General features: G+C 40.5%; 16 protein-coding genes, 1 tRNA gene and 1 pseudogene. 6 read left to right on the top strand and 12 right to left on the bottom strand.

Going from position 1 to position 20,741, the window contains the following annotated elements:
• Positions 1-1,192 (top strand): IS1380 family transposase (locus tag BUA16_RS15835; protein WP_143150539.1); only part of this gene is annotated, 1,192 nt, incomplete at its 5' end.
• 297 nt (positions 1,193-1,489) lie between these two features.
• Here the strand turns inward: BUA16_RS15835 and BUA16_RS19230 are convergent.
• The 7 genes and pseudogenes from BUA16_RS19230 to mce form a co-directional block, all read right to left on the bottom strand.
• Positions 1,490-1,687 (bottom strand): BfmA/BtgA family mobilization protein, encoded by a 198-nt coding sequence (locus BUA16_RS19230; RefSeq protein WP_394333082.1) that lies wholly within the window; start codon positions 1,685-1,687, stop codon positions 1,490-1,492.
• A gap of 261 nt (positions 1,688-1,948) precedes the next feature.
• Positions 1,949-2,611 carry a P-loop NTPase family protein gene (locus BUA16_RS15825; protein WP_072765718.1) on the bottom strand — a complete coding sequence of 221 codons (663 nt, stop codon included), beginning with the start codon at positions 2,609-2,611 and terminating at the stop codon, positions 1,949-1,951.
• Positions 2,612-2,616: 5 nt separating this feature from the next.
• A complete protein-coding gene (locus tag BUA16_RS18995; protein ID WP_245795580.1) occupies positions 2,617-2,856 on the bottom strand; it encodes a hypothetical protein in 240 nt (79 codons plus the stop codon).
• A pseudogene (locus tag BUA16_RS19225) lies at positions 2,857-3,075 on the bottom strand (helix-turn-helix domain-containing protein); the annotation flags it as partial.
• 9 nt (positions 3,076-3,084) lie between these two features.
• On the bottom strand, positions 3,085-3,375 hold the full coding sequence (locus BUA16_RS15815; RefSeq protein WP_072765716.1) for a helix-turn-helix transcriptional regulator: 291 nt from the start codon (positions 3,373-3,375) through the stop codon (positions 3,085-3,087).
• 346 nt (positions 3,376-3,721) lie between these two features.
• Positions 3,722-3,795 (bottom strand) — tRNA-Ile (locus BUA16_RS15810).
• A gap of 98 nt (positions 3,796-3,893) precedes the next feature.
• Positions 3,894-4,313, bottom strand: a complete 420-nt coding sequence (gene mce, locus BUA16_RS15805) for a methylmalonyl-CoA epimerase (protein ID WP_072765715.1) — start codon at positions 4,311-4,313, stop codon at positions 3,894-3,896.
• A gap of 71 nt (positions 4,314-4,384) precedes the next feature.
• On the opposite strand from mce, the gene rbfA reads away from it, so the two are divergent.
• A complete protein-coding gene (gene rbfA, locus BUA16_RS15800; RefSeq protein WP_072765714.1) occupies positions 4,385-4,777 on the top strand; it encodes a 30S ribosome-binding factor RbfA in 393 nt (130 codons plus the stop codon).
• A 2-nt stretch (positions 4,778-4,779) separates the two neighbouring features.
• On the top strand, positions 4,780-5,988 hold the full coding sequence (locus BUA16_RS15795) for an ABC transporter permease (protein WP_072765713.1): 1,209 nt from the start codon (positions 4,780-4,782) through the stop codon (positions 5,986-5,988).
• A 491-nt stretch (positions 5,989-6,479) separates the two neighbouring features.
• On the opposite strand, the gene BUA16_RS15785 is transcribed toward BUA16_RS15795, so the two are convergent.
• The 4 genes from BUA16_RS15785 to BUA16_RS15770 form a co-directional block, all read right to left on the bottom strand.
• On the bottom strand, positions 6,480-8,054 hold the full coding sequence (locus BUA16_RS15785) for a hypothetical protein (protein WP_072765711.1): 1,575 nt from the start codon (positions 8,052-8,054) through the stop codon (positions 6,480-6,482).
• A gap of 21 nt (positions 8,055-8,075) precedes the next feature.
• Positions 8,076-8,783: a porin family protein gene (locus BUA16_RS15780; protein WP_072765710.1), complete on the bottom strand. Its 708-nt coding sequence runs from the start codon at positions 8,781-8,783 to the stop codon at positions 8,076-8,078.
• An 895-nt stretch (positions 8,784-9,678) separates the two neighbouring features.
• Complete coding sequence (dusB, locus tag BUA16_RS15775; RefSeq protein WP_072765709.1) at positions 9,679-10,683, bottom strand: tRNA dihydrouridine synthase DusB; 1,005 nt, start codon at positions 10,681-10,683, stop codon at positions 9,679-9,681.
• 96 nt (positions 10,684-10,779) lie between these two features.
• Positions 10,780-13,185 (bottom strand): outer membrane beta-barrel family protein, encoded by a 2,406-nt coding sequence (locus BUA16_RS15770; RefSeq protein WP_072765722.1) that lies wholly within the window; start codon positions 13,183-13,185, stop codon positions 10,780-10,782.
• 483 nt (positions 13,186-13,668) lie between these two features.
• Here BUA16_RS15770 and BUA16_RS15765 point away from each other — a divergent pair, with 483 nt between their 5' ends.
• Positions 13,669-14,886, top strand: coding sequence for a CynX/NimT family MFS transporter (locus BUA16_RS15765; RefSeq protein ID WP_072765708.1), 1,218 nt, complete (start codon positions 13,669-13,671; stop codon positions 14,884-14,886).
• A gap of 97 nt (positions 14,887-14,983) precedes the next feature.
• Here BUA16_RS15765 and BUA16_RS15760 read toward each other — a convergent pair whose 3' ends face one another.
• The gene (locus tag BUA16_RS15760) at positions 14,984-17,362 is read right to left on the bottom strand and encodes an outer membrane beta-barrel family protein (protein ID WP_178338903.1); all 2,379 of its coding nucleotides are present in this window, start codon (positions 17,360-17,362) and stop codon (positions 14,984-14,986) included.
• A 334-nt stretch (positions 17,363-17,696) separates the two neighbouring features.
• On the opposite strand from BUA16_RS15760, the gene lepA reads away from it, so the two are divergent.
• Both lepA and BUA16_RS15745 read left to right on the top strand, forming a co-directional pair.
• The gene (gene lepA / locus BUA16_RS15750; protein ID WP_072765705.1) at positions 17,697-19,493 is read left to right on the top strand and encodes a translation elongation factor 4; all 1,797 of its coding nucleotides are present in this window, start codon (positions 17,697-17,699) and stop codon (positions 19,491-19,493) included.
• The gene (locus BUA16_RS15745; protein ID WP_072765704.1) at positions 19,493-20,314 is read left to right on the top strand and encodes a glycoside hydrolase family 16 protein; all 822 of its coding nucleotides are present in this window, start codon (positions 19,493-19,495) and stop codon (positions 20,312-20,314) included. The genes lepA and BUA16_RS15745 overlap by 1 nt, the downstream gene beginning before the upstream one ends.
• Positions 20,315-20,741: the final 427 nt, after the last annotated feature.

The following is a 20,741-nucleotide window of genomic DNA, read 5'->3' as shown; positions in this document are numbered from 1 at the left end:
AGAGCGGGAACACAAGTTAATCAGGTATTTCAGTAAATTTATTCCAGATAGTCGCAATCCCATCTTAGTCACCCATACGATAGAGAAACTTTTAAAGCAACGCGTATTTATGCTGATGCAGGGATATGAGGATGCTAATGATGTTTTTCACCTGCAACACGATCCTTTGTATAAAGATATTCTGGATGGGGACTTGGCTTCTCAACCCACCATCTCTCGTTTTGAAAACAGTTTGGATAAGCGCTCCATTTTCGCCTTATGTTATGGCTGGATTGATCGGTACGTATCGAGTTTAACAGGACGCAGCAGTATCATTATAGATATCGATGGCACCGATGATCCCACCCATGGTAAACAGCAGCTATCCATGTTCAATGGCTACTATGGGAAGTTTATGTATAATGAACTCTTTTTCCACGATGGAGATACCGGTCAAATAATCGTGCCGATACTTCGTCCCGGGAACAGTCATTCTAATAAGTGGTATGTTGGCATATTAAGAAGGGTAATTTCGAAAATCCGAAAAGTTTATCCCCAGATGAAGATTACCATTCGGGCTGATAGCGGATTCTCTTCAGCACCCTTTTATAAATTGGCAGATGATTACAATTTATATTACGCCATAGGACTTGCCAGTAATGAGGTGCTCAAAAGAAGGGCTGCAAGGGTGGAGCGGGCGGTAAAACTTCTTTACCAGTCCAAGGGCAAAAAACACCAACACTTTATAAACTTTGATTATAAAGCCGGGAGTTGGCACAAATCTCAGCAGTGTTATTCCAAAATAGAAAGTACTGGCCTTGGCATGAACACCAGACATATCGTTAGCAATCTGGAAGCCCAAGAGGCTCGGGAAATTTATTTTGGCTTTTATGTAAAGCGAGGGGAAGCCAGCGAGAATCGCATCAAAGAAGTAAAGAACATGTGCTTTTCTGATCGGCTATCCAATCACGGTTTCTGGGCAAATTTCTTCCGGTTGCTTATAAGTAGTCTTGCTTATGAGTTGTTTTTGATCTTGAAGACAAACATCAAAAATACTTCTTATAAAGAAGCCAAAAAATGGCAGATCAGCAGCATTAGGACTCACCTTCTGAAAATAGGTGCTACCATTAAAATAACCAAAAGAAGAATTTATTACCGGCTCTCCAGAGCCTTTGTGTACCAGCATCTATTCCAGGAATTGCTCTCTGGCTAAAAGTTACTCATCTCACTGTTTATCAGTCTTGGGATACCTATGCCTTATCGGGAAACTTCAGCAATATCAGGACTAAAAATAGTCATATCTGCACTAAAATATACAGAAGGTTCATCTAACAGCTGGAAAACTATCCAGGAAAATTACCTTAATCCAGGGAATGCTAAATTTATCCTCAAATTCCTTGAAGAAAAAACTCTTGGTGAATATTGCGGGTTAACTAACGTAGGGACTGGATTTGATTGTCGGAATTACCCAATAGGGTTAATTCTATGTAATCCTTTTTTCATCTTTATTTTAAACTTTTCGAAATTTTGAAGATTTCCTTGCCCACACTTTTTTAAATTTTTCCGACGGCAAGCAACCATGCCATTCAAAAGAATTTAAAACCGTCTCCTTGGAATCTGTGTAGGTACTGCTAATTTTCTTAGAAAAGCGTTTGAACCGCTGCTGGGCGGTATTTCGTCTAAACCGTATCGTAAGAAAATCATCCACGCTGAAATTTTACTTTTGTGTCAAATTTTTTCAATGTTTTAGGGGGCTAACAAGGGGTTTGACCCAATTCCCCGATTCTATCCAAATACCAAAAAAACTCCTAACTCCTATAAACAAAGGCTTTACGGAGTAAAATATCATCGTAACGCCGCTTTAGCGCGTTACCCTCTTGCTATTCCATTCCTTTCTTTCAACCTGTGCTGGAATACCTTTCTTGGAACCAAACCATTGCACCAATTGAATGCTATTTTCTTTCACCAGCTATTTTCTTCGGCTAAGGCCTTCCAACTTTAACTGATTGAACATTCTGATAAACCGATCTGAGATCTGTTTTCCGTACCGGTTTTCTATCTGGGCAAAACTCAAATTGGTCGTTATATGGGTCTTTGTCCCCAAACTTTCAAAATTCCGATAACGGTTTAAAAGGATCCGGACGAATATGTCTTCCTTTCCGTACTGGTACACATTGTTTCCCACCGTTTCAGTTCCCAGGTCATCGAAGAAAAAAGTCCCCTTGGAATAATATGCTATTACTTCGTCCTTGTTCCTTGCCGCATTATATTTTGCAACCACCTCTTGTGCCCCGATGATGGGAAACCACAGTTCTGGTTTCCTGTATTGTTTGGACATGTTCTGGATGATCTGAAAACTCGTTGTCTTGCCCGTTCCGTTGGAACCAAAAACTAACAACCCTTTTTTAAGTGATATGTTCTCCAAAATTTCGAATTGGGGGTCATAGTTCCAATATTTGCAGAAATGCCCTAAAAAGTTCTTATTGGAACCGTCCACCTCGAAATCGAGCCCAAGCTTGGCGTAAAATTCTTGGGCCGATTTAAAAAAAATTTTTTCAAAGAGCACTAGGTCGCATAGCCGTTTTCGCTCTGGTCCCCATTCCGAAAATTGATCAAACCATCCCTTTTCCATAACATTTATTCTAAGATTGAACCTCTATTTTTATTTTCTTCTTTTAAAAAGGTAAATTGTTTTGTTCTTTGTTTTTTAACTGGTTTATTATGTTGGACACTTTTGTCGCTGCTGCCACGACAGAAACTTCCAGGCTGCCCCGACACTTTTGTCCTGTCAGGCTCGCCAGTTTTAACATTGAAACGCAACAAACTTTTTAGATATCTCCTTCTTCCGTTAAAGGCCGTTTCTTCTATCCAGCCCAAAGTCTTTAGTTCGGATATGTACCTGGTAACCTGCCGTTCGGAAATATGCAGAAAGGAAGCGATGTGCTTGTTGGACATATAACATTCCAACCCATTTTCCGTGAAGCTGTGTATCTCCAGGAACAAGATCTTTGCATACCAGTTTGCCTCCGAATTCAAGTATATCGCTTTCGGTATCCAGATTCCTTTAAAATTTCTATCCGATTTTTCTGTAACCATAGGGTTCAATTATTTCCTGTTCTTTAACAAGGCCGTATTGAACTGGTGCTCCAAAGTCTCGTCCGATAGATCAGGATTTCCCAACAACCAAGCATCGATGGTATCCTTGTCAAAAAATTTCTGACGGATATGGGGATTGTTGCCCATGGGGATCAACTTTAGATGGGTCAGTTTGTAGATTTTACTTTTAGAGAGTCCAGTATACGCCACTAGATCATCTACGTTCATAACTTGTTTAGTGTGCGCCAGTAACCCTTTAATATCGGATAACAGCCCTACTATGTTTTCGTTTTCTTCCATGATATTTGATTTATGTTTTTTTCAAATTAGAAAAGGAAATACCTGCGTATGAAACTCAAGAAAATTTTAACAATTAAAACCTATAACTTTTGAGAGATTACTAGCAATTTTTAGAAATGGGTACTAATTACGCAACACGCAGTTATCATGTGTTGGTATTTGATAAGTGAGAATGCACAATATTTTGCATAGACCAATAGCTACCGATTTTTGATGGAATGCTGTGTAATCGGGCTAAAACTTAAGAATTCTGGAAGAATTTAAAAAAGAAGAAAAATGTTGTACCTATGTTGTACCCACTACCAAAAAAAAAGCCCTCCCATCTGGGAAGGCTTGATTTTACTAGTGGTCCCACCTGGGCTCGAACCAGGGACCACCTGATTATGAGTCAGGTGCTCTAACCAACTGAGCTATAGGACCCGCGAATTGCGGATGCAATATTACAGTTTATTTCTCAAGACTGCAAAAAAAAAGACCAAATTCATCATTTTTTTTTGTTCCGCTATTTTCTAGGCCCTTTATTTGGTTTCTTCGGTGCCCTTAACTTCCTGACACAGTTCTATTAAAACCCCATTAGTGCTCTTGGGGTGCAAAAATGCCACCAGTTTATTATCGGCCCCTAATTTTGGCGTATTGTTTAAAACGATGAAGCCTTCTTCGCCCAATCGTTTTATTTCTGCTTCTATATCATCGACCTCAAAGGCGATATGGTGCACGCCCTCTCCCTTTTTGTCGATAAACTTGGCTATCGGGCTATTGGCATCCGTAGCTTCCAACAATTCTATTTTATTGGGGCCCGACTTAAAGAAGGAAGTCTTAACGCCTTCGGAGGCTACCTCTTCGGTCTTGTAGTGCGCTACCCCCAACAGCTTTTTGAACAATAGATTAGACGCCTCCAAATCCTTTACCGCTATTCCCACATGCTCTATTTTGTTCATTTTTTGCCAATTTGTATTAGTATCTATCAACTAAAACACTAAAATAAACATATTGTGCGTATTTTTGTCCCATGGAAACACAACGACAGAAAAAAATAGGCGGAGTTATACAAAAGGATATCGTTGATATCTTGCAACGTGCCGCTACAGATGGTGGGTTAAAAGGGACGCTTATTTCCGTATCTAAGGTGTCGGTGACCACGGATTTATCCATTGCGAAGATTTATGTGAGTATTTTTCCTGCCGACAAGGGCAAGGAATTATTGGAAGGCATTAAATCTAATCAGCCATTGATAAAGCACGAATTGGCCCAACGCACCAAGAACCAATTGCGCAGGGTACCTCAGTTATTATTCTATTTAGACGATTCTTTGGACTATATCGATGGTATTGAAAAATCCTTAAAAGGAGAAGATAATCCCGTTAAGAACCCTGATTTATTGGAGAAAAGGAAAAAAGCATAAGGTTGAATTTTCCCCTGTACATCGCCAAGCGGTATTTGCGGTCCAAGAGTAGTCAAAATGCGGTAAACATCATTAATTTCATCACCTTTTTGGTGATCGTTATTGGTTCTGCCGCCCTTTTTATTGTACTCTCTGGTTTTGCGGGACTAAAGACTTTTAGCCTTTCCTACACCAATACGGTCGATCCGGACCTAAAGGCATTACCGACCACCGGAAAGTTTTTTAATATTTCGGAAGGTCAGATACAGCAACTGCAACAATTAGGCGACGTATTGTCCTTTTCCAAAGAATTGGAAGAAAAGGTATACCTGACCCATGACCAAAAAAGTCATATCGCCTATATTAAAGGAATAGACGCCCAGTATGTACATACCGTCCCATTGGACAGTAATGCCTACTTTTATGGCGATTGGTCCTTAAACAGCCTCCAGGCCGTGTCTGGGCAAGGAATAGCCAACCTTTTGGGGCTTAGTATAAACAATTTTAGCAGCCCCTTGGTGGTACTGGCCCCAAAACCGGGGAGAGGCTCCCTGTCTCAACAAGCCCTAAAAAGCAAGCCCTACAACGAGCTGAGCTTGGTCATTAGCGGAATTTACCAGATAGAAGAAGATCTGGACAAAAAGTATCTCTTTGCCGATTTGCCTTTGGTACAGGCCTTATTAGAGAAAGATAGCACCCAAATATCGGGTATCAACTTCAAGGTGAGGAAAACGGCCGATATTCCCGCCCTAAGAACGGCCATTGCCGCCGTTTTTGACAATACCGTCCAAGTAAAAGATCGCAAAGAACTCAATAGTACCCTTCACCGTATGTTGAATACGGAGAATTTAGCCACCTATCTTATTTTTACCCTAGTCCTTATCATTGCCCTCTTTAACGTAGTTGGTGCCATTATTATGATGATATTGGACAAACAACAAAACTCCAAGACCCTTTATAATTTAGGAACCACCATACGAGAACTGCGTAGAATTTATTTTTTACAAGGTATTTTGGTTACAAGTATTGGCGGACTCATAGGAGTGTTCACCGGCTCCCTATTAATCTGGTCCCAATTGGCCTTCTCATGGCTAAAAATAACCCCTTCCCTAGCCTACCCGGTAGAATACAGACTCGTGAACGTGGGCATTGTTTTGGCCACTATCATCGTTTTGGGAATTATCGCTTCTATCATTGCTAGCAGCCGTATCAATAAAAAATTGATACAATAAGGACTGTTTAATGTAAAGATGTAGCGATTATTAAATGTAACAATTTAATAAGCACCACCTCTCCCAACAACTCGGGGAACAACCAGCCAATGTGACTTTTTTACTACACACTAAACAAATAAAAGTTTATTCCCGTGATCATTAGTGTTTCATTTTCTCGATGTTTTTTTTCTTTTTAAAAAACTCATTGCAGCCAAGGCCAACGCGCCAAACGCCCCCTTACCCCAAATTCAAATCGATGCATTTGCCTTGCGGTCCTATTGTTTATTGTTCATTGATTGTTGCGTTAGCTTTTGCAGCGGCATCCTTTTTTAAAGGGCTTTGGGCCGTTTAAAAAAGATATAGCGGAAAGAGCGACCCGATAGGGGAACGCCCAAATAAAAATGATCCCAATCCCTACAATCATCCCCAGCAACAAAAAAAGGGCTGCCTTTAAAGACAACCCTTTTGGTATAAAAATGCTAGCCTCTAAATGGGCTAGGACCAAAAAATTACATTTCGTCCTCTATTTTGGCGCAAATTTCATTGACATCATACGAATCGATGATATCGCGAACCTTGCTTCCTTTTATAGGATTCGTTTGGCGTTTTTGTTGGTATACAAAAGAGAACACGTACTCGGTATTATCCTCTAGTTTAGGCGTTTTACCCAAAACACCGTTTTTAACCACTCCAAATGGCAAGAAATTTTTTCCCGTGGCCTTTTTGAAATAAATAACGGTATTGTTTAGCGTAACGGTCGCCTTGCTACAAGTGATACTGAATTCGATATCGAAATTTTCCGTCTTGGCATTCGGCACGGATACGTCTACTGTAGACTGCTGCCCACAACTGATCCTTTGCGCTGTCAACTCCTTTTTACCATCGATGGTATTGGCCGTGACGTTTAAGGTATAGTTTCTATTTTTTACTAGACGACTATCAAAGGCCAAGGTTTTAGTCTGACCGGAAAATAGAGTGGTAAGTTTAGAGCTAACCGTATTCCCTTGCGCATTTTTAATACTGAGGTAATACTGCGTAGCCGGACCATTATTAACCACATTAAATCTTGGGTAAGATGCGCAATAAGGGCTTCTTATTCTCTTTACAATATAATACCGACCCCACCATCTCCATGAGAAACTATATCTTCTAAAACCAAAACGCGCTGCAGAGGCCGTTTTAGCACCTGTACCTGCTTCGGTAATAGTGATTTGTTCTGGGGTATCGTTCCCAGGTGTTTTTAAATACACCTCGTATTCTTCACCATCATCTGGAACAGAAACAGACATACTAGCCAGGTTGGCCTCTGATAAATTCACTGTTTTACCATTGACCGTAGGATTGATATCGATTACGGAAAAAGGCTCTAATACATTATCACCAGGGATGCTGATCTCTTCTATTTCGTTGATAGCGCTAAAGCCGGTATCCTCGTTCCCAGCACCGGTACCCAACTCAAAAGACTGTACGTTAAGAGCAATATCGCTACCGCTTACCACTGCACCGTCCTGGTCTACAAAGGAACTTCCTTCCTCTATAGCAATACTAGCTAGGGCTTCCTCTTCATCTGCAGAAGCTATTGTTACGGCAATTGTTTCGGCAGTTTTATTGGCAGCAAGGACTGCGCTTTCCTTTTTTACTTTTATCGTGGACGGTAAGTTGGCTACTTCCAATACCGGAATACTTAGCGATTCTACCTCGGTACCATCGAAAACAATTTCGACAGTTTTGTCCAAATAGCCTTCCGCTGATATTTTTGCAAGAACTACGATAGGATCTTCTTCAGTAGCTGTAATACCATGTCTTAATCCGATAACGATACGGCCTTCATCTAGCTTAAGGGCCGATAATCCGTCCGAAGTAAATATCTCTGAGGCATATTCGCCCTCTATGGTTAATTTTACATCGTTCACCGTCGTTTCCGAATTCAGGGCATTTACAATATGGAGTTCCTTTTTATCTCCTACTGCATCTGGAGTAACGGCTATCTTAAAATCGTCTTTTAAACTCAAAAGTTTATCGGTATCGCAAGCCATAAGGGCAAATACGAGTAAAATACAACTTATTTTACCTATGTTTTTCATTTTTATTATTTTATGGTGTTGTTATATGGAATAGGAAATTTTAAAGGAAAACTGAGGAATAAACCTTAGCTCGGAAAAACTATCTTGCAATAATGCTTCTTGGTTTTTTGTGTTTTCTATAATCCCGGTAGCATCTAATCCTACTTTTGGAGAACGGGCATAATAGGTGCCTGCCTCTATGCTAAAACCTATTCTGCTATTTGGTACTGCCCTTCCGAAACCTAAGGCTACAAAAGGAGATACTTGTTCCCAAGCAGAGTCAATACTGATAAAGCCTATATCTTCTGGGGTAAATTCTACTTCTCCAATAATGATGCTTTCTTTAAAGGAAGTGGAAACCTTAAATTCGCTGTCCGTAAAGTATCCCAATCCACCTACAATCTTGAAGGCATTTTTAAACGGGTGATAATTTACTAGCACATCGATGTTCTTAAAATCAACGTCTACATCGAACAATAGATCCTGACCGTCTATACTTTGCTCATAGTCTTCTACCTCAAATGCCAAGTAGTTGTAACGTGCCGTAAGGGAAATGCTTTCGTTAAATTTGTAAGAATAGCTAAGCCCTAAACCAGATCCTGCGCTAACACCTATGGCATGTTGTTTCATTGGAGATTGCGTTTCTACCCTTTCAACCGCTTCAGGCTGGAGGACCGTAGTTTCATGTTCTTGTGCCATCAAACCGAGCGACATGGCAAAAAATAATAGGGGAAGAATTTTCCTTTTCATATATAGATATTTATTGATTTTTAAAAGTCATACTTCGGCTGCGCTCAGTACAGGTATGTAATTCGCATATTGCCATTTGTCTTTGTGACTAGTTTTTGGTTATGCTCATTTCATTTAATGATAATGGCTAATAATTAGGTTAATCGTTTATAGACAGGCTGTGTTTTTGTACAACAACCATCATTTTTTTTCTAAAAAGCAAAAGGCCCACCCTGGCATCCGGTTTAAATCTCGAATGGTCTTTACCCTGTGAACCTATCTTCTTTTCGGGATATTTTTTTCACCTCACCGGTGATTATTCCTTGCATATGATTCTGTATCGCATTTTTACTCAGGATTTAAAATATGGAATTGATCCTGTTTCCATAATTCAATATTGTGCCAGCTTTAGTTCTTTTATAAAAATTTATATAGCTAAAGTCTCTGATTTTAGTAAGTTTCTTCTTGTTTAGTTTTTCTGCTGAAAGGCCACAAATATAAAGAGTTACACTCATTTATAAAAGGCTAAACCCCTAAGGTTTTAAGTTTTATTTAAGAAATTCACAAAAAATGGCTAGGATGTTGTAATTGGCTTGGAAGCTAAAACTATACCTTTAAGAAGCCCCTTGCATCAAGGGGTTTTGAAAGAAAATTGAGGTGGCTTTGGGACTTACAATAAGTAAAAAGAAGGAAGCTCTTAAACGAATTGTTGCTTATAGGTAGGCAGCAGTATTTTTATAAATGATATGTTTAGGGGATGTGTTTTCTTCAAAAGATGTCAGTGACAGAAAAAGGGCCTTTTCTATTCGAAAAAGCCCTTTTATAATGTTTTTTTATAGCTTTCAAAGGAGAGCGATCACTCTCGGATACTTCACCTAAAATAAGGTGTATTGTTGTTATTGGTTTTCTGTGTTCTTTAATGGGCCACCGGACTGAATTCGTAGTCCCCAAATTTTTCCAATACTTCGTCAAATGCCGCAAAAACATCTTCGGAACGATCACTGGTGACCATTTTCATTCTACATTCCTTAAAATTAGGAATCCCTTTAAAGTAATTGGTGTAATGTCTACGGGTTTCAAAAACCCCTAGTTGTTCTCCTTTCCAATCGATGGCCATTTGCAAATGGCGACGTGCGGCCTCTACGCGTTCTTCCATGGTTGGAGGCGCCGCGTGGGTACCGGTTTTAAAGTAATGTTTTACTTCTTTAAAGAACCAGGGATAACCAATACTGGCACGTCCTATCATGGCTCCGTCCAAACCGTACTCGTCGCGCATTAACATGGCTTTCTCCGGTGTATCAACATCACCATTACCAAAGACGGGAATATGCATACGTGGATTGTTTTTTACTGCAGCAATAGGGGCCCAATCGGCATCGCCCTTATACATTTGCACCCTGGTACGCCCATGGATAGAAATGGCCTTACAACCAACATCTTGCAAACGTTCTGCTACTTCCACTATTTTTATACTATCGTTGTCCCAGCCCAAACGGGTCTTTACGGTAATGGGCAATTTGGTGTGTTTTACCATGGCTTCGGTAAGCGATACCATAAGGTCTATATCCTTCAATATCCCTGCTCCGGCACCTTTACTGACCACCTTTTTTACCGGGCAACCAAAATTAATATCAATAATATCGGGATTAGATTTTTCTACAATTTCAATGGATTGTAGCATGGAATCTAAATTGGCCCCAAAAATCTGGATCCCTACCGGGCGTTCCTTTTCATAAATATCCAACTTCATCACGCTTTTCGCCGCATCGCGAATAAGTCCTTCCGAAGAAATAAATTCGGTAAATACCACATCTGCACCCTGTTCCTTACAAAGCGCACGGAAAGGTGGGTCGCTGACATCCTCCATGGGAGCGAGCAACAAAGGGAAATCTGGTAACTGTATGTCTCCTATCTTTGGCAAATTGTTGTTTCTTTAATTTGTGGAGTGCAAAATTAATGAAAATTAAACAATTGAATATCAATAGAAATCAGATTTGACTCCAAGATTATGAAATAATTATAGTTTGGATTTCTCTTTTAGGCGCTCTAACTCTTCTGGGGTAATGTCTCTATGGTTGTCTACCAACCTATAATTTCCAAATTTATAGCGGACCCCTAATGAAACACTGCGACTTTCGGGCATGGAGAAAAACCCGTTGTCCTGATTGCCGTTTCTGGTAAAAACAGGAATGTTGGTGGTGTTAAAAATATCCTGAAACTCGAGTTTGATATAAAGCCTTTTCTTATAGAACGATTTCCTAATACTAAGGTCTGCCGTAAATTGATTTTTAAATTTATGCCTCCCCATGATATAGTCCGATAAATACATCAGGGAAAGATCCGCCGTAAAGCTTTGGTCTTTAGAAAGCGTAAATTGGTTATAAAACTGCCCCAAAAACCCTAGGGTATTGTTTTTTTGGACTACTCCTGTATTCCCTTGGGATAAATAGCTGTTTTCCAAATAAAAACCAGACATATAAGAACTCATATACCACCACTGCTTTATATAATCGAAGAAGATAAAATCGGTACTATATTGACAACTTCCCTCTATATTATAATCCGATGAATTGAGTATTTTATTGATATTGTCCTGTAAAATCAACTCTTCTAAATGCTTTTTGATATGCTCATAATAGAACGAAAATATATACTTATCGTTATAGGTATACTCTAGGGTAATCTTGTTTTCTATAGACGGCTTTAGGGTTGGGTTCCCGGAAGTATACTGACTTTCGTTTAAAAAATACCGAAAAGGGTTCAAGTTTTGGTAGCGCGGTCTTTCAATAGCCTTCTTATAGCTAATTCCAAATATATGATCGGTTCCCAAGCCATACTGTAGGTTCATGGTTGGGAAAAGCTTAAAATAATTGTCTTTATGTAGGTTTCCCAAAGAAATAGACTTGGCCTTTATTTGGATATATTCTCCTCTTAGTCCAAAAACCAGGCTCCATTGGTCCCACTCATTACCGATATTGGCATAAGCGGCATAAATATTTTCGTCGTAACTAAAGATATCGTCCGCTATGTCGTCTGGCATGGATGTTCCCTCATAGCGCACACTACTTCTGCTTTTGATATCGGCATACTTGCTTCCGAGCTCGATTTGATTATTGCCCAGGGCCACAGAATAATCGACTTGGCCAGTCCCTATCCTATAATTTTGCTTGTTCCAAACATTAAAATTATTCTGATCTATTAAGGTACCGTCCTCATCGTAATAATCGGTAGTAAGCTCTTGAAACTGATGATCCCTAAAGTCTATATAATTAGAAATCACTTTTAAATCCCCGCCATTTTCGCCCAATTTAAGTCCATAATCCACATTTAGGGACACATTGCTATTGTCATTTTTTAAAATGTTAAACGAATTAAAATAAGACTGCAGCAAGCCCTGTTGATCTAGATCGCGGTCCGTAGCCGTATTGTAGTTTTCCTTATTTGGAGAGTTCAATACGTTGGCGGCCAAACTTAGCTGATTGTTATCGTCCAGTTTAAAGTCTACTATGGCGTTAAAGTTATGGGCATAGGATTTTGAAGTGCTGTTAAAATTGGTTTCCCTTCTAAAATCGAACAGCTCACCTTCAAAAAAATTGATGTAACTCTCGTCTTTTTTATAGTTTTTTTTAGGGTTGTAGCTATAGCTTGCAAAGGCATTAACGACTTCATTTTTGTAATAATGACTGGTGTTAAACTCATATTTGGAATAGGTAGCCTTTGTAATATTGCTCCCCACTTCTCCCTTATACCCAATGGATAGATTTTTAGAGGCTACGATATTTAATATGGCCCCCCCTTCGGCATCGTACTTGGCAGAAGGATTGGTTATTACTTCTATAGAATTTATATTTTCCCCAGCATAATTTTCCAAAAGATCCTTTAGTTCCGTATTGGATAAATACACCCTCTTACCGTTAATATAGATAAGTGTGGGGGAATTTTTAATAGTAATTTTATCCCCTATGACGATTACTCCCGGAGTTTTTGAAAGGATAGAAAAGGCAGAGGATTGCGATAAATTGGTGTTTTCTACCTGAAACACCAAACGATCTGAAAGTCGTTTTACGCTAGGGGCTTTTAAAACCACCTCGTTTAAATATTGGGTTTGGTCCCCTATAATAAGCGGGCCTATACTAACATCTTCATTGACCTCTAAGGGCAAAAAATCGGATTTTTCATAAACATAACTAACACTTACAAAATAGGTGTTGGGGGGAATATTTTGTAGTATAAAATCTCCGTTCTGATCGGCAGAGGTGCCGCTGACCAACATAGAATCTGAAACCTTTTGAAGGTACACATTGGCAAAAGGAACGGGCTCACTTTGCTCGTTTTGTACCTTCCCAGACACCTTGTAAAGCTGACCGAAGACAGTAAGGGGACTAAGCCATAAGAGAATTAGAGTTAGCGTATTTTTTGGCAAAAGCAAGTTCGGTTTTAAGTTGGCAATCCTAACAAATTTAAGATTTATTTAAGAATTAGACGTTTATTTATCCTAAGTATTATCTCTATAATATTTTTCGCGTTAAAATTAATTATCTATAATGAATTTAGGGTCATCAGCTTCCAAAAAAATCACCACTGCCCCTTACCTTTTTGCTTTTCTATACCAGAGGCCCAAAAATTATTAATATCAGGTATTCCTTCGCCCAACAAAACGGATTTTACTGTCCATTAGGTGTTGTTGTGGTTATTTAAAGGCTTTTTAGGCTACTTATTGCAACCGAGGATGCTACTGATGGCCATTCATTTCTCGGTTGTAGGCCGCTGATTTCAAGAAGGAGCGTAATACCTTCCTAATCACCTATACACCAAGGTTTTTTGTTAAGGAAGCCTTAACCTTTTTATAGCCTATTTATAGCTAAATAAGCGATACCTTGGCCCCTTCCAAATAAGGTATCTATTGATGAAGGGAAAAGCTAGGATTTCGGTGGCCGGCAAGGCCCATGGAAAAATAAATTTTGAGCTTGTTTTAATTGTTCTTGGGATTGTATTTATAGCCGCTAATTTGCGCGCTCCTATTACGTCGGTAGGTCCGGTTATCGCCGAACTTTCCGACCATCTTCATCTAAGGCCGGCGCTTGTCGGTCTTCTTACGGCCATCCCTTTAATGTCCTTTGCCTTTTTATCTGTTTTTGCACCAAAACTCGGCCGCAAAATAGGATTGGAAAAATTACTCTTGTACTCCTTATTGGTTTTGGCCTTTGGCTTATTCATACGGTCTTTTGGCAATGTATTCTTATTATTTTTCGGAGCCGCCTTAATTGGGGCGGCCATTACGGTAGGCAATGTATTAATGCCGGCATTTATCAAAAAACAGTTTCCTTCCAAGGTGGGTATTGTCACGGGGGTGTATTTGGTATCTATGAATTTCACTTCGGCCCTAGCGGCCGGATTTAGCATACAAATTGGCGAACTCAGTGGTTTTGGATGGCGAGGCTCTATTGGTATATGGGGCTTTTTGGCCTTGTTAGGCTTTCTTATCTGGTTCCCACAGGCCCGAAAAGCCTCGGCAGTAGGATCGCAACCTAAACAGAAATCGAACTCCTCTCTTTGGAAATCGGGATTGGCATGGAATATAGCTGTTTTTATGGGCTTGCAATCCCTGTTGTTCTACTGTTTTGCCGCATGGCTGCCTACCATATTGCAAAGTTGGGGCATGTCTGCCGATCGTTCTGGTTGGATGCTTTCCTTTATTCAAATGGCCCAATTGCCCATTATGCTTGTCGGTCCCATTTTAGCGGCGCGGATGAAAAACCAGCGACCTTTGGTATGGGTTACTTTCGGATTACTGCTTTTTGGCCTAGCCGGCATAATCCTTGGAAAAACTACCTTTATTATCCCATCGGTAATAAGTATCGGGATAGCCCTTGGCTTGGCCTTTACCCTAGCGATGATGTTTATGGTCCTAAGGACAAGGCAAACCTCGGAATCGGCAGAACTTTCGGGCATGTCCCAAACCGTTGGCTATATCATTGCTGCCTGTGGCCCGCCGGTTTTTGGCGCCCTGTTCAGCCTTGCCGACACTTGGTACTATCCCCTCGGTTTATTGGTCTTTACGGCATTTGTATTGTGCAAGGTTGGCCTGACCGCTGCCAAGGACAGCTATGTTTCTTTTGAATAAAAGAAGTTGTGGGAACTATACATGGTGGCCTTTAAGTCCTTCCTTATATAGTGTTCTAGGCTCTGGAGCCTTTGTTGTAACCGTTTTCTCTAGTATATCACAGTCGGTTTCGTTCCTCTACATTCTTGGAGCGGTAGTTATCTTTTATACCAAGATTCCCAAATTTATAACGGAATCCCAGGGAGAAAATTCGCCCATCTGGTCGGTATACAGACGTATTATACTGGTTGCCATACTTACGGGTATTCCGTAGATTAAATTGCTTAAATACATCTGTAAGACCCATACTTAAGATACCTCTTTTCCCAAAAACGGTCTTTTTAAGAGATATCTCCCATTCGTTATACTTCTCCTGTCTAGAATTTCCCCTGATAATGGGAGACACGTACATAAAATTAATATTGCCGCTGAGGGACTTATCCTTGAGCAAGGAAAAATTATTGTTCCACTTTACCAAAAGCGTCCATAGGCCTTGATCTATTTTCTGCTGTGAATCCAGATCTACAAACCGCTCGGCACTATAAAAATAGGAAGCCAAAAAATAGGTGTCCCAGAATTTTGCCACTCCTTTATTATAGATAAAATCTGAGCCGTAAGCCAATTCCCTATCTACGTTGCTGGTCCTAAATCTCAGCAATTCGTACTCATTGTCCTGAAAAGTAAGCAACCTTATAATATTGGTGTGATAGCGATAAAACAATTCAAAGGTATAATCGCTCTGATAGGTATAGGAGAAAATCGCCGAATGTTTAAACGAAGGCTGCAAGTCCATATTTCCCTCTACCACAGAATTATTGGACTGAAAGACCTGAAACGGATTTACCTTATCGTAGCTAGGTCTGGCAATACTCCTTTTTACACTCAACCCCCACTGGTGATTATCGTGCGGTGCAAACCGCAAATAAAGGCTAGGAAACAATTCTAAATAATCCTTTTTTACCTTTTTGTTCAACTGACTAAAATTGCTCGTTGTCTCGGTGTATTCTGCCCTTAGACCACTTTTAAGGGACCATTTTTCGCCTTGGGTTTGAAAGCTGGCGTAGGCTGCCCATATATGTTCGTCGTATAGAAAAACACCCTTCTCGGTAGGATCTATTCCGGGTTGATCTCGGTCGAATCCCACCTGGTCAATACGGCTTTCGGAATTAATAAGGGCATATTTTAGACCGGTTTCCAAGGTGCTTTTTTCCCCTATGGGCGATTGGTAATCTGTTTGTAGGCTATATAAATTAGTCTGCTGATCATTGGTCGTAGAAAAGTCGTTCTCATTGGCAACACGCCTATTGTTATCATAGAAATCGGTTGATAACAACTGCTCTCTCTCGTATTGATAATAAGTAAGATGGGAATTAAAGCTTAGCCGCGCCCCTTCTGGGTTCAGCTTTCGTATATAATCTAGATAAAAAGCCGTGTTGACCCCTTCGGATTCGGAATCGATATTGGTGTAAAATCCGCTGCCATTAGGCGTGTCTTGCTCTTGGATCCTAGTATCGGAAAAATCCCTGGCATTTCCTAAAGGCCTTAGCGAAGCGATGGAAGAAAAAGCCAGCGTATTGTTGTCATCCAAGGGATAATCCAAAAATACGCTGGCGGTATGTTTCTTGCGCTTATCAATGGACTCTAAATAGGAGGTCCATGTTTCCCGTACATTTCCTTGGTCCATAAAATAAGTGACATCGGTATAGCGGGTTAAAAACTTTTCCTGGCCAAAGCTATAATTGAAGGAAGTTTCCAGCTTTTTTCCCTTAAAATAATGGTTGGTTCCCAGCATTTGTTGCGGAAAAACCCCTTGTTCATAGCGGTTAAATACGGCTCCATTATACCCTGAGACCAGATTTTTCTTCATTTTAATATTGATAATAGCCCCACCTTCGGCATCGTACTTTGCCGGTGGGGCGCTAATTACCTCTATCGCTTGTACTGCGCTAGCCCCCGTACCGCTTAAAAGCTGTAACACATCGCTTTGGGGAAGCTGTACCCTTTTGTCATTGATATAAATCTGCACCCCGCTTTCTCCCTTAACGGTAATCTTTTCGTTCATCACAAATACACTCGGGGTGTTTTTAAGAACCTCCCAAATATCGGATTCTGAAAGCGCTGTGTTTTCTATGTTAAACACCAAACGATCGACCTTTTTTACAACCGTGGGCTTATTGGAAACGACGACCACCTCGTGTAACTCTTGAATCTCATTGTCCAAAAAAATTGTTTCCAAGCTTGTATTTGAGGTCAGCTCTATGCGCCGAAAAGGGGAAGAATTGCCAATATAACTGGCCTGTAAAAAATAGGCGTTGGGGGCGATATTGTTAAAAGCAAAGAATCCGTTTTCATCCGAAGCAGTTCCTGTTACAAAACTACTGTCCGAAGCGTGTAATAGAACAAGATTGGCAAAGGCAATATTTTGCCCATTTGTTTGGCGTACCTCCCCCGAAATTTGGAATTCTTGTCCCCACATTGGGAATGAGAACAGACACAAAAACGCGTAATTTTTAAATAGTTGTCTCACGAAAATATCAAATTAGGGGGGGGGTTGATTTTTTTCCAACAATCTAAAATTATAACATAAATTTAAGAAAACAGGCCCTTTTCTGTAATTCGTTGTCAATAATTTACCTCATTTAAAAGATTAGAAAGGATTAGGCACTATCTGGAACAATTATTTTACCAGCCTTGCTATCTTCCAAGAAAAGAGCACTGCTTTTTTACTAAAAAAATCATGGATAAAGCCTATATTTGCAGTTGATTTTAATGCCATTGCACCCCTTGGTGTCTCGGGCGTTGAAAAATGGAACTGAAATAATTCAGCATAGATGAAAAACATACGGAATTTTTGCATTATTGCACATATTGATCACGGTAAAAGCACCTTAGCCGATAGATTATTGGAATATACCGGATCGGTAACCGACCGTGAAAAACAAAATCAGCTATTAGATAGCATGGATTTGGAGCGGGAACGCGGTATTACCATTAAGAGTCATGCCATACAAATGGACTACGAACATGAAGGTGAAAAATATATCTTAAACCTAATTGACACTCCTGGTCACGTAGATTTTTCCTATGAAGTTTCCCGATCTATCGCGGCTTGTGAAGGAGCCTTATTGATCGTAGATGCGGCCCAGAGCATACAGGCCCAGACAATATCGAACCTTTATTTGGCCTTAGAGAACGATTTGGAAATTATTCCTGTATTGAACAAGGTAGATTTACCAAGTGCCAATCCGGAAGAGGTTACCGATGATATCGTAGAACTTTTAGGTTGTTCTAGAGAAGAAGTGATCCCTGCCAGTGCCAAATCCGGACTGGGAATCAAAGATATTTTAACGGCTATTATAGAGCGTATCCCTGCCCCTAAAGGCAATCCGGACGAATCTTTACAAGCCTTGGTTTTCGATTCTGTCTATAATCCGTTCAGAGGGGTTGAGACCTACTTTAGGGTTATCAACGGAGAAATTAAAAAAGGCCAGAAAATAAAATTTGTTGCCACCAACAAGGATTACTACGCCGATGAGGTAGGAACCTTAAAATTGGCACAACATCCTAAACAAGTTATCAAAGCCGGAGATGTAGGATATCTGATCACCGGTATCAAAGACGCCCGCGAGGTAAAAGTAGGTGACACCATTACCGATGCTGCCAACCCTACCAAAAATGCCATTGGAGGATTTGAAGATGTTAAACCTATGGTATTTGCCGGTATTTACCCTGTAGATACGGAGGATTACGAAGAATTGCGTTCTTCTATGGAGAAATTGCAATTAAACGATGCTTCCTTGGTTTTTGCACCCGAAAGTAGTGCTGCCCTTGGTTTTGGTTTCCGTTGTGGTTTCTTAGGAATGCTTCACATGGAGATTATCCAGGAACGTTTGGAGCGCGAGTTCGATATGACGGTTATTACTACCGTACCCAACGTTAGTTACCACGCCTTTACCCGTAAAAATCCGGAAGACGCCCTTATCGTTAACAACCCGTCAGATTTACCCGATCCGTCTACATTAGACCGTGTAGAGGAGCCTTATATTAAGGCTACCATCATTACAAAATCAGATTTTGTAGGGAACGTAATGTCTCTTTGTATCGATAAAAGGGGACAGATTACGAACCAGACCTATTTAACGCCAGAAAGGGTAGAGCTCAATTTTGATATGCCCTTGGCCGAGATTGTTTTTGACTTTTACGATCGTCTAAAAACAGTTTCCAAGGGATATGCTTCTTTTGACTACTCTCCTATTGGTATGCGTACCTCTAAATTGGTGCGTGTAGATATTCTTTTGAATGCACAGCCGGTAGATGCACTTTCTGCCTTGATCCATGCCGACAATGCCGCCAATATCGGTAAAAAAATGTGTGAGAAATTAAAAGAACTGATCCCTAGGCAACAGTTCGATATTCCAATCCAAGCGGCTATTGGAGCGAAGATCATTTCCAGGGAAACGATAAAAGCCTTGCGTAAAGATGTTACCGCCAAGTGTTATGGAGGTGATATTTCCCGTAAGCGTAAATTATTGGAAAAGCAAAAGAAAGGTAAAAAACGTATGCGTCAAGTGGGGAACGTAGAGATCCCACAGCAAGCGTTCATGGCCGTTTTAAAACTGAACGACTAATGACTGCGGCCCATAAGTATACCCTCCAAATAATAGGTCTATGCTTATGGGCTTTTTGTATCCTCAGCGGTTGTAGTTCCTTAAAAACTCCCGCTCCAAACAGTACCGATGGTTGGCAATTGGTTTGGGAAGAGTCTTTTGACAAAAAGGATTTTCTAGACCCCGGCAAGTGGAATATTATTGAAAGGGGTACCCCAGATTGGTCCAATTATATGTCCGATCACGAAGATGTGTATCAGGTAAAGAACGGGAAATTATACCTACGCGGGATCGTTAATCCGGACCGCAGCAGGGATACCGTTCCTTTTTTAACCGGTGGCGTTTCAACCAAGGGAAAATTTGCCTTTCAATACGGGAAGATCGAAGTCCGCGCCAAATTAGAGAGCGCACAAGGTGCTTGGCCCGCCATTTGGATGTTGGCAGACCAGCCCAAATACGGGAAATATCCCAGAAACGGGGAAATCGATATCATGGAACGCTTGAGTTACGAAGATAAGATTTACCAGACCATACACTCCTACTATACCTTAGAACTAAAACAAAATTCCGTTCCTCCGCATTCTTCTACAACGGCGGTACGGCCAGAAAAATACAATATTTATGGCCTGGAATGGTTCCCAGATAAATTGGTGTTTACCCTTAACGGCAAGGAAACGTTTACCTATCCCAAATTAGAGGGGGTAGATGCCACACAATGGCCTTTTGACCAGCCCTTTTACTTTATGCTCGACATGCAGTTGGGCGGTTCTTGGGTGGGCGCTGTGTCCCCCGAGGATTTACCGGTACAAATGATCATAGATTGGGTAAAAGTCTACCAATAGCCCTTATTTGTGGCCCTAACGACTAAGACGCTACTGTTTCTGAGAATAACAATTCTATGGGCGTTCCCCTAACGGGTCGCTCTTTCCGCTATATCTTTTTTAAACGGCCCAAGGCCCCTTAAAAAAGGATGCCGCTGCAAAAGCTAACGCGGGTTTCAGTGAACAATTATCAAAGAGAAAAGAAAATTGAAAAGAGAACAAAGAGGACCGCACGAAAAATGCAATGATTTGCATTTGTAGTAAGGGGCAAGCTGTAGCGATGCCTTGGCTGCAGTCATTTTCAAGAAACAATCCAGTCTAAGGGACATGAATCAGTGAACAGTAAACACAATTGTCCATGCCTGAACAGTATTGACCACTGTTAAGCATTGTTTATTGCTAATTGGTTATTGTTCACTGAATGCTGCGTTAGGGACCGCGGCGGCAT

It is taken from the genome of Arenibacter nanhaiticus, assembly GCF_900141935.1.
Taxonomy (GTDB): domain Bacteria; phylum Bacteroidota; class Bacteroidia; order Flavobacteriales; family Flavobacteriaceae; genus Arenibacter; species Arenibacter nanhaiticus.
Note: the sequence above shows the minus strand (reverse complement) of the source record. Positions and strands in the feature narration are given on the sequence as shown.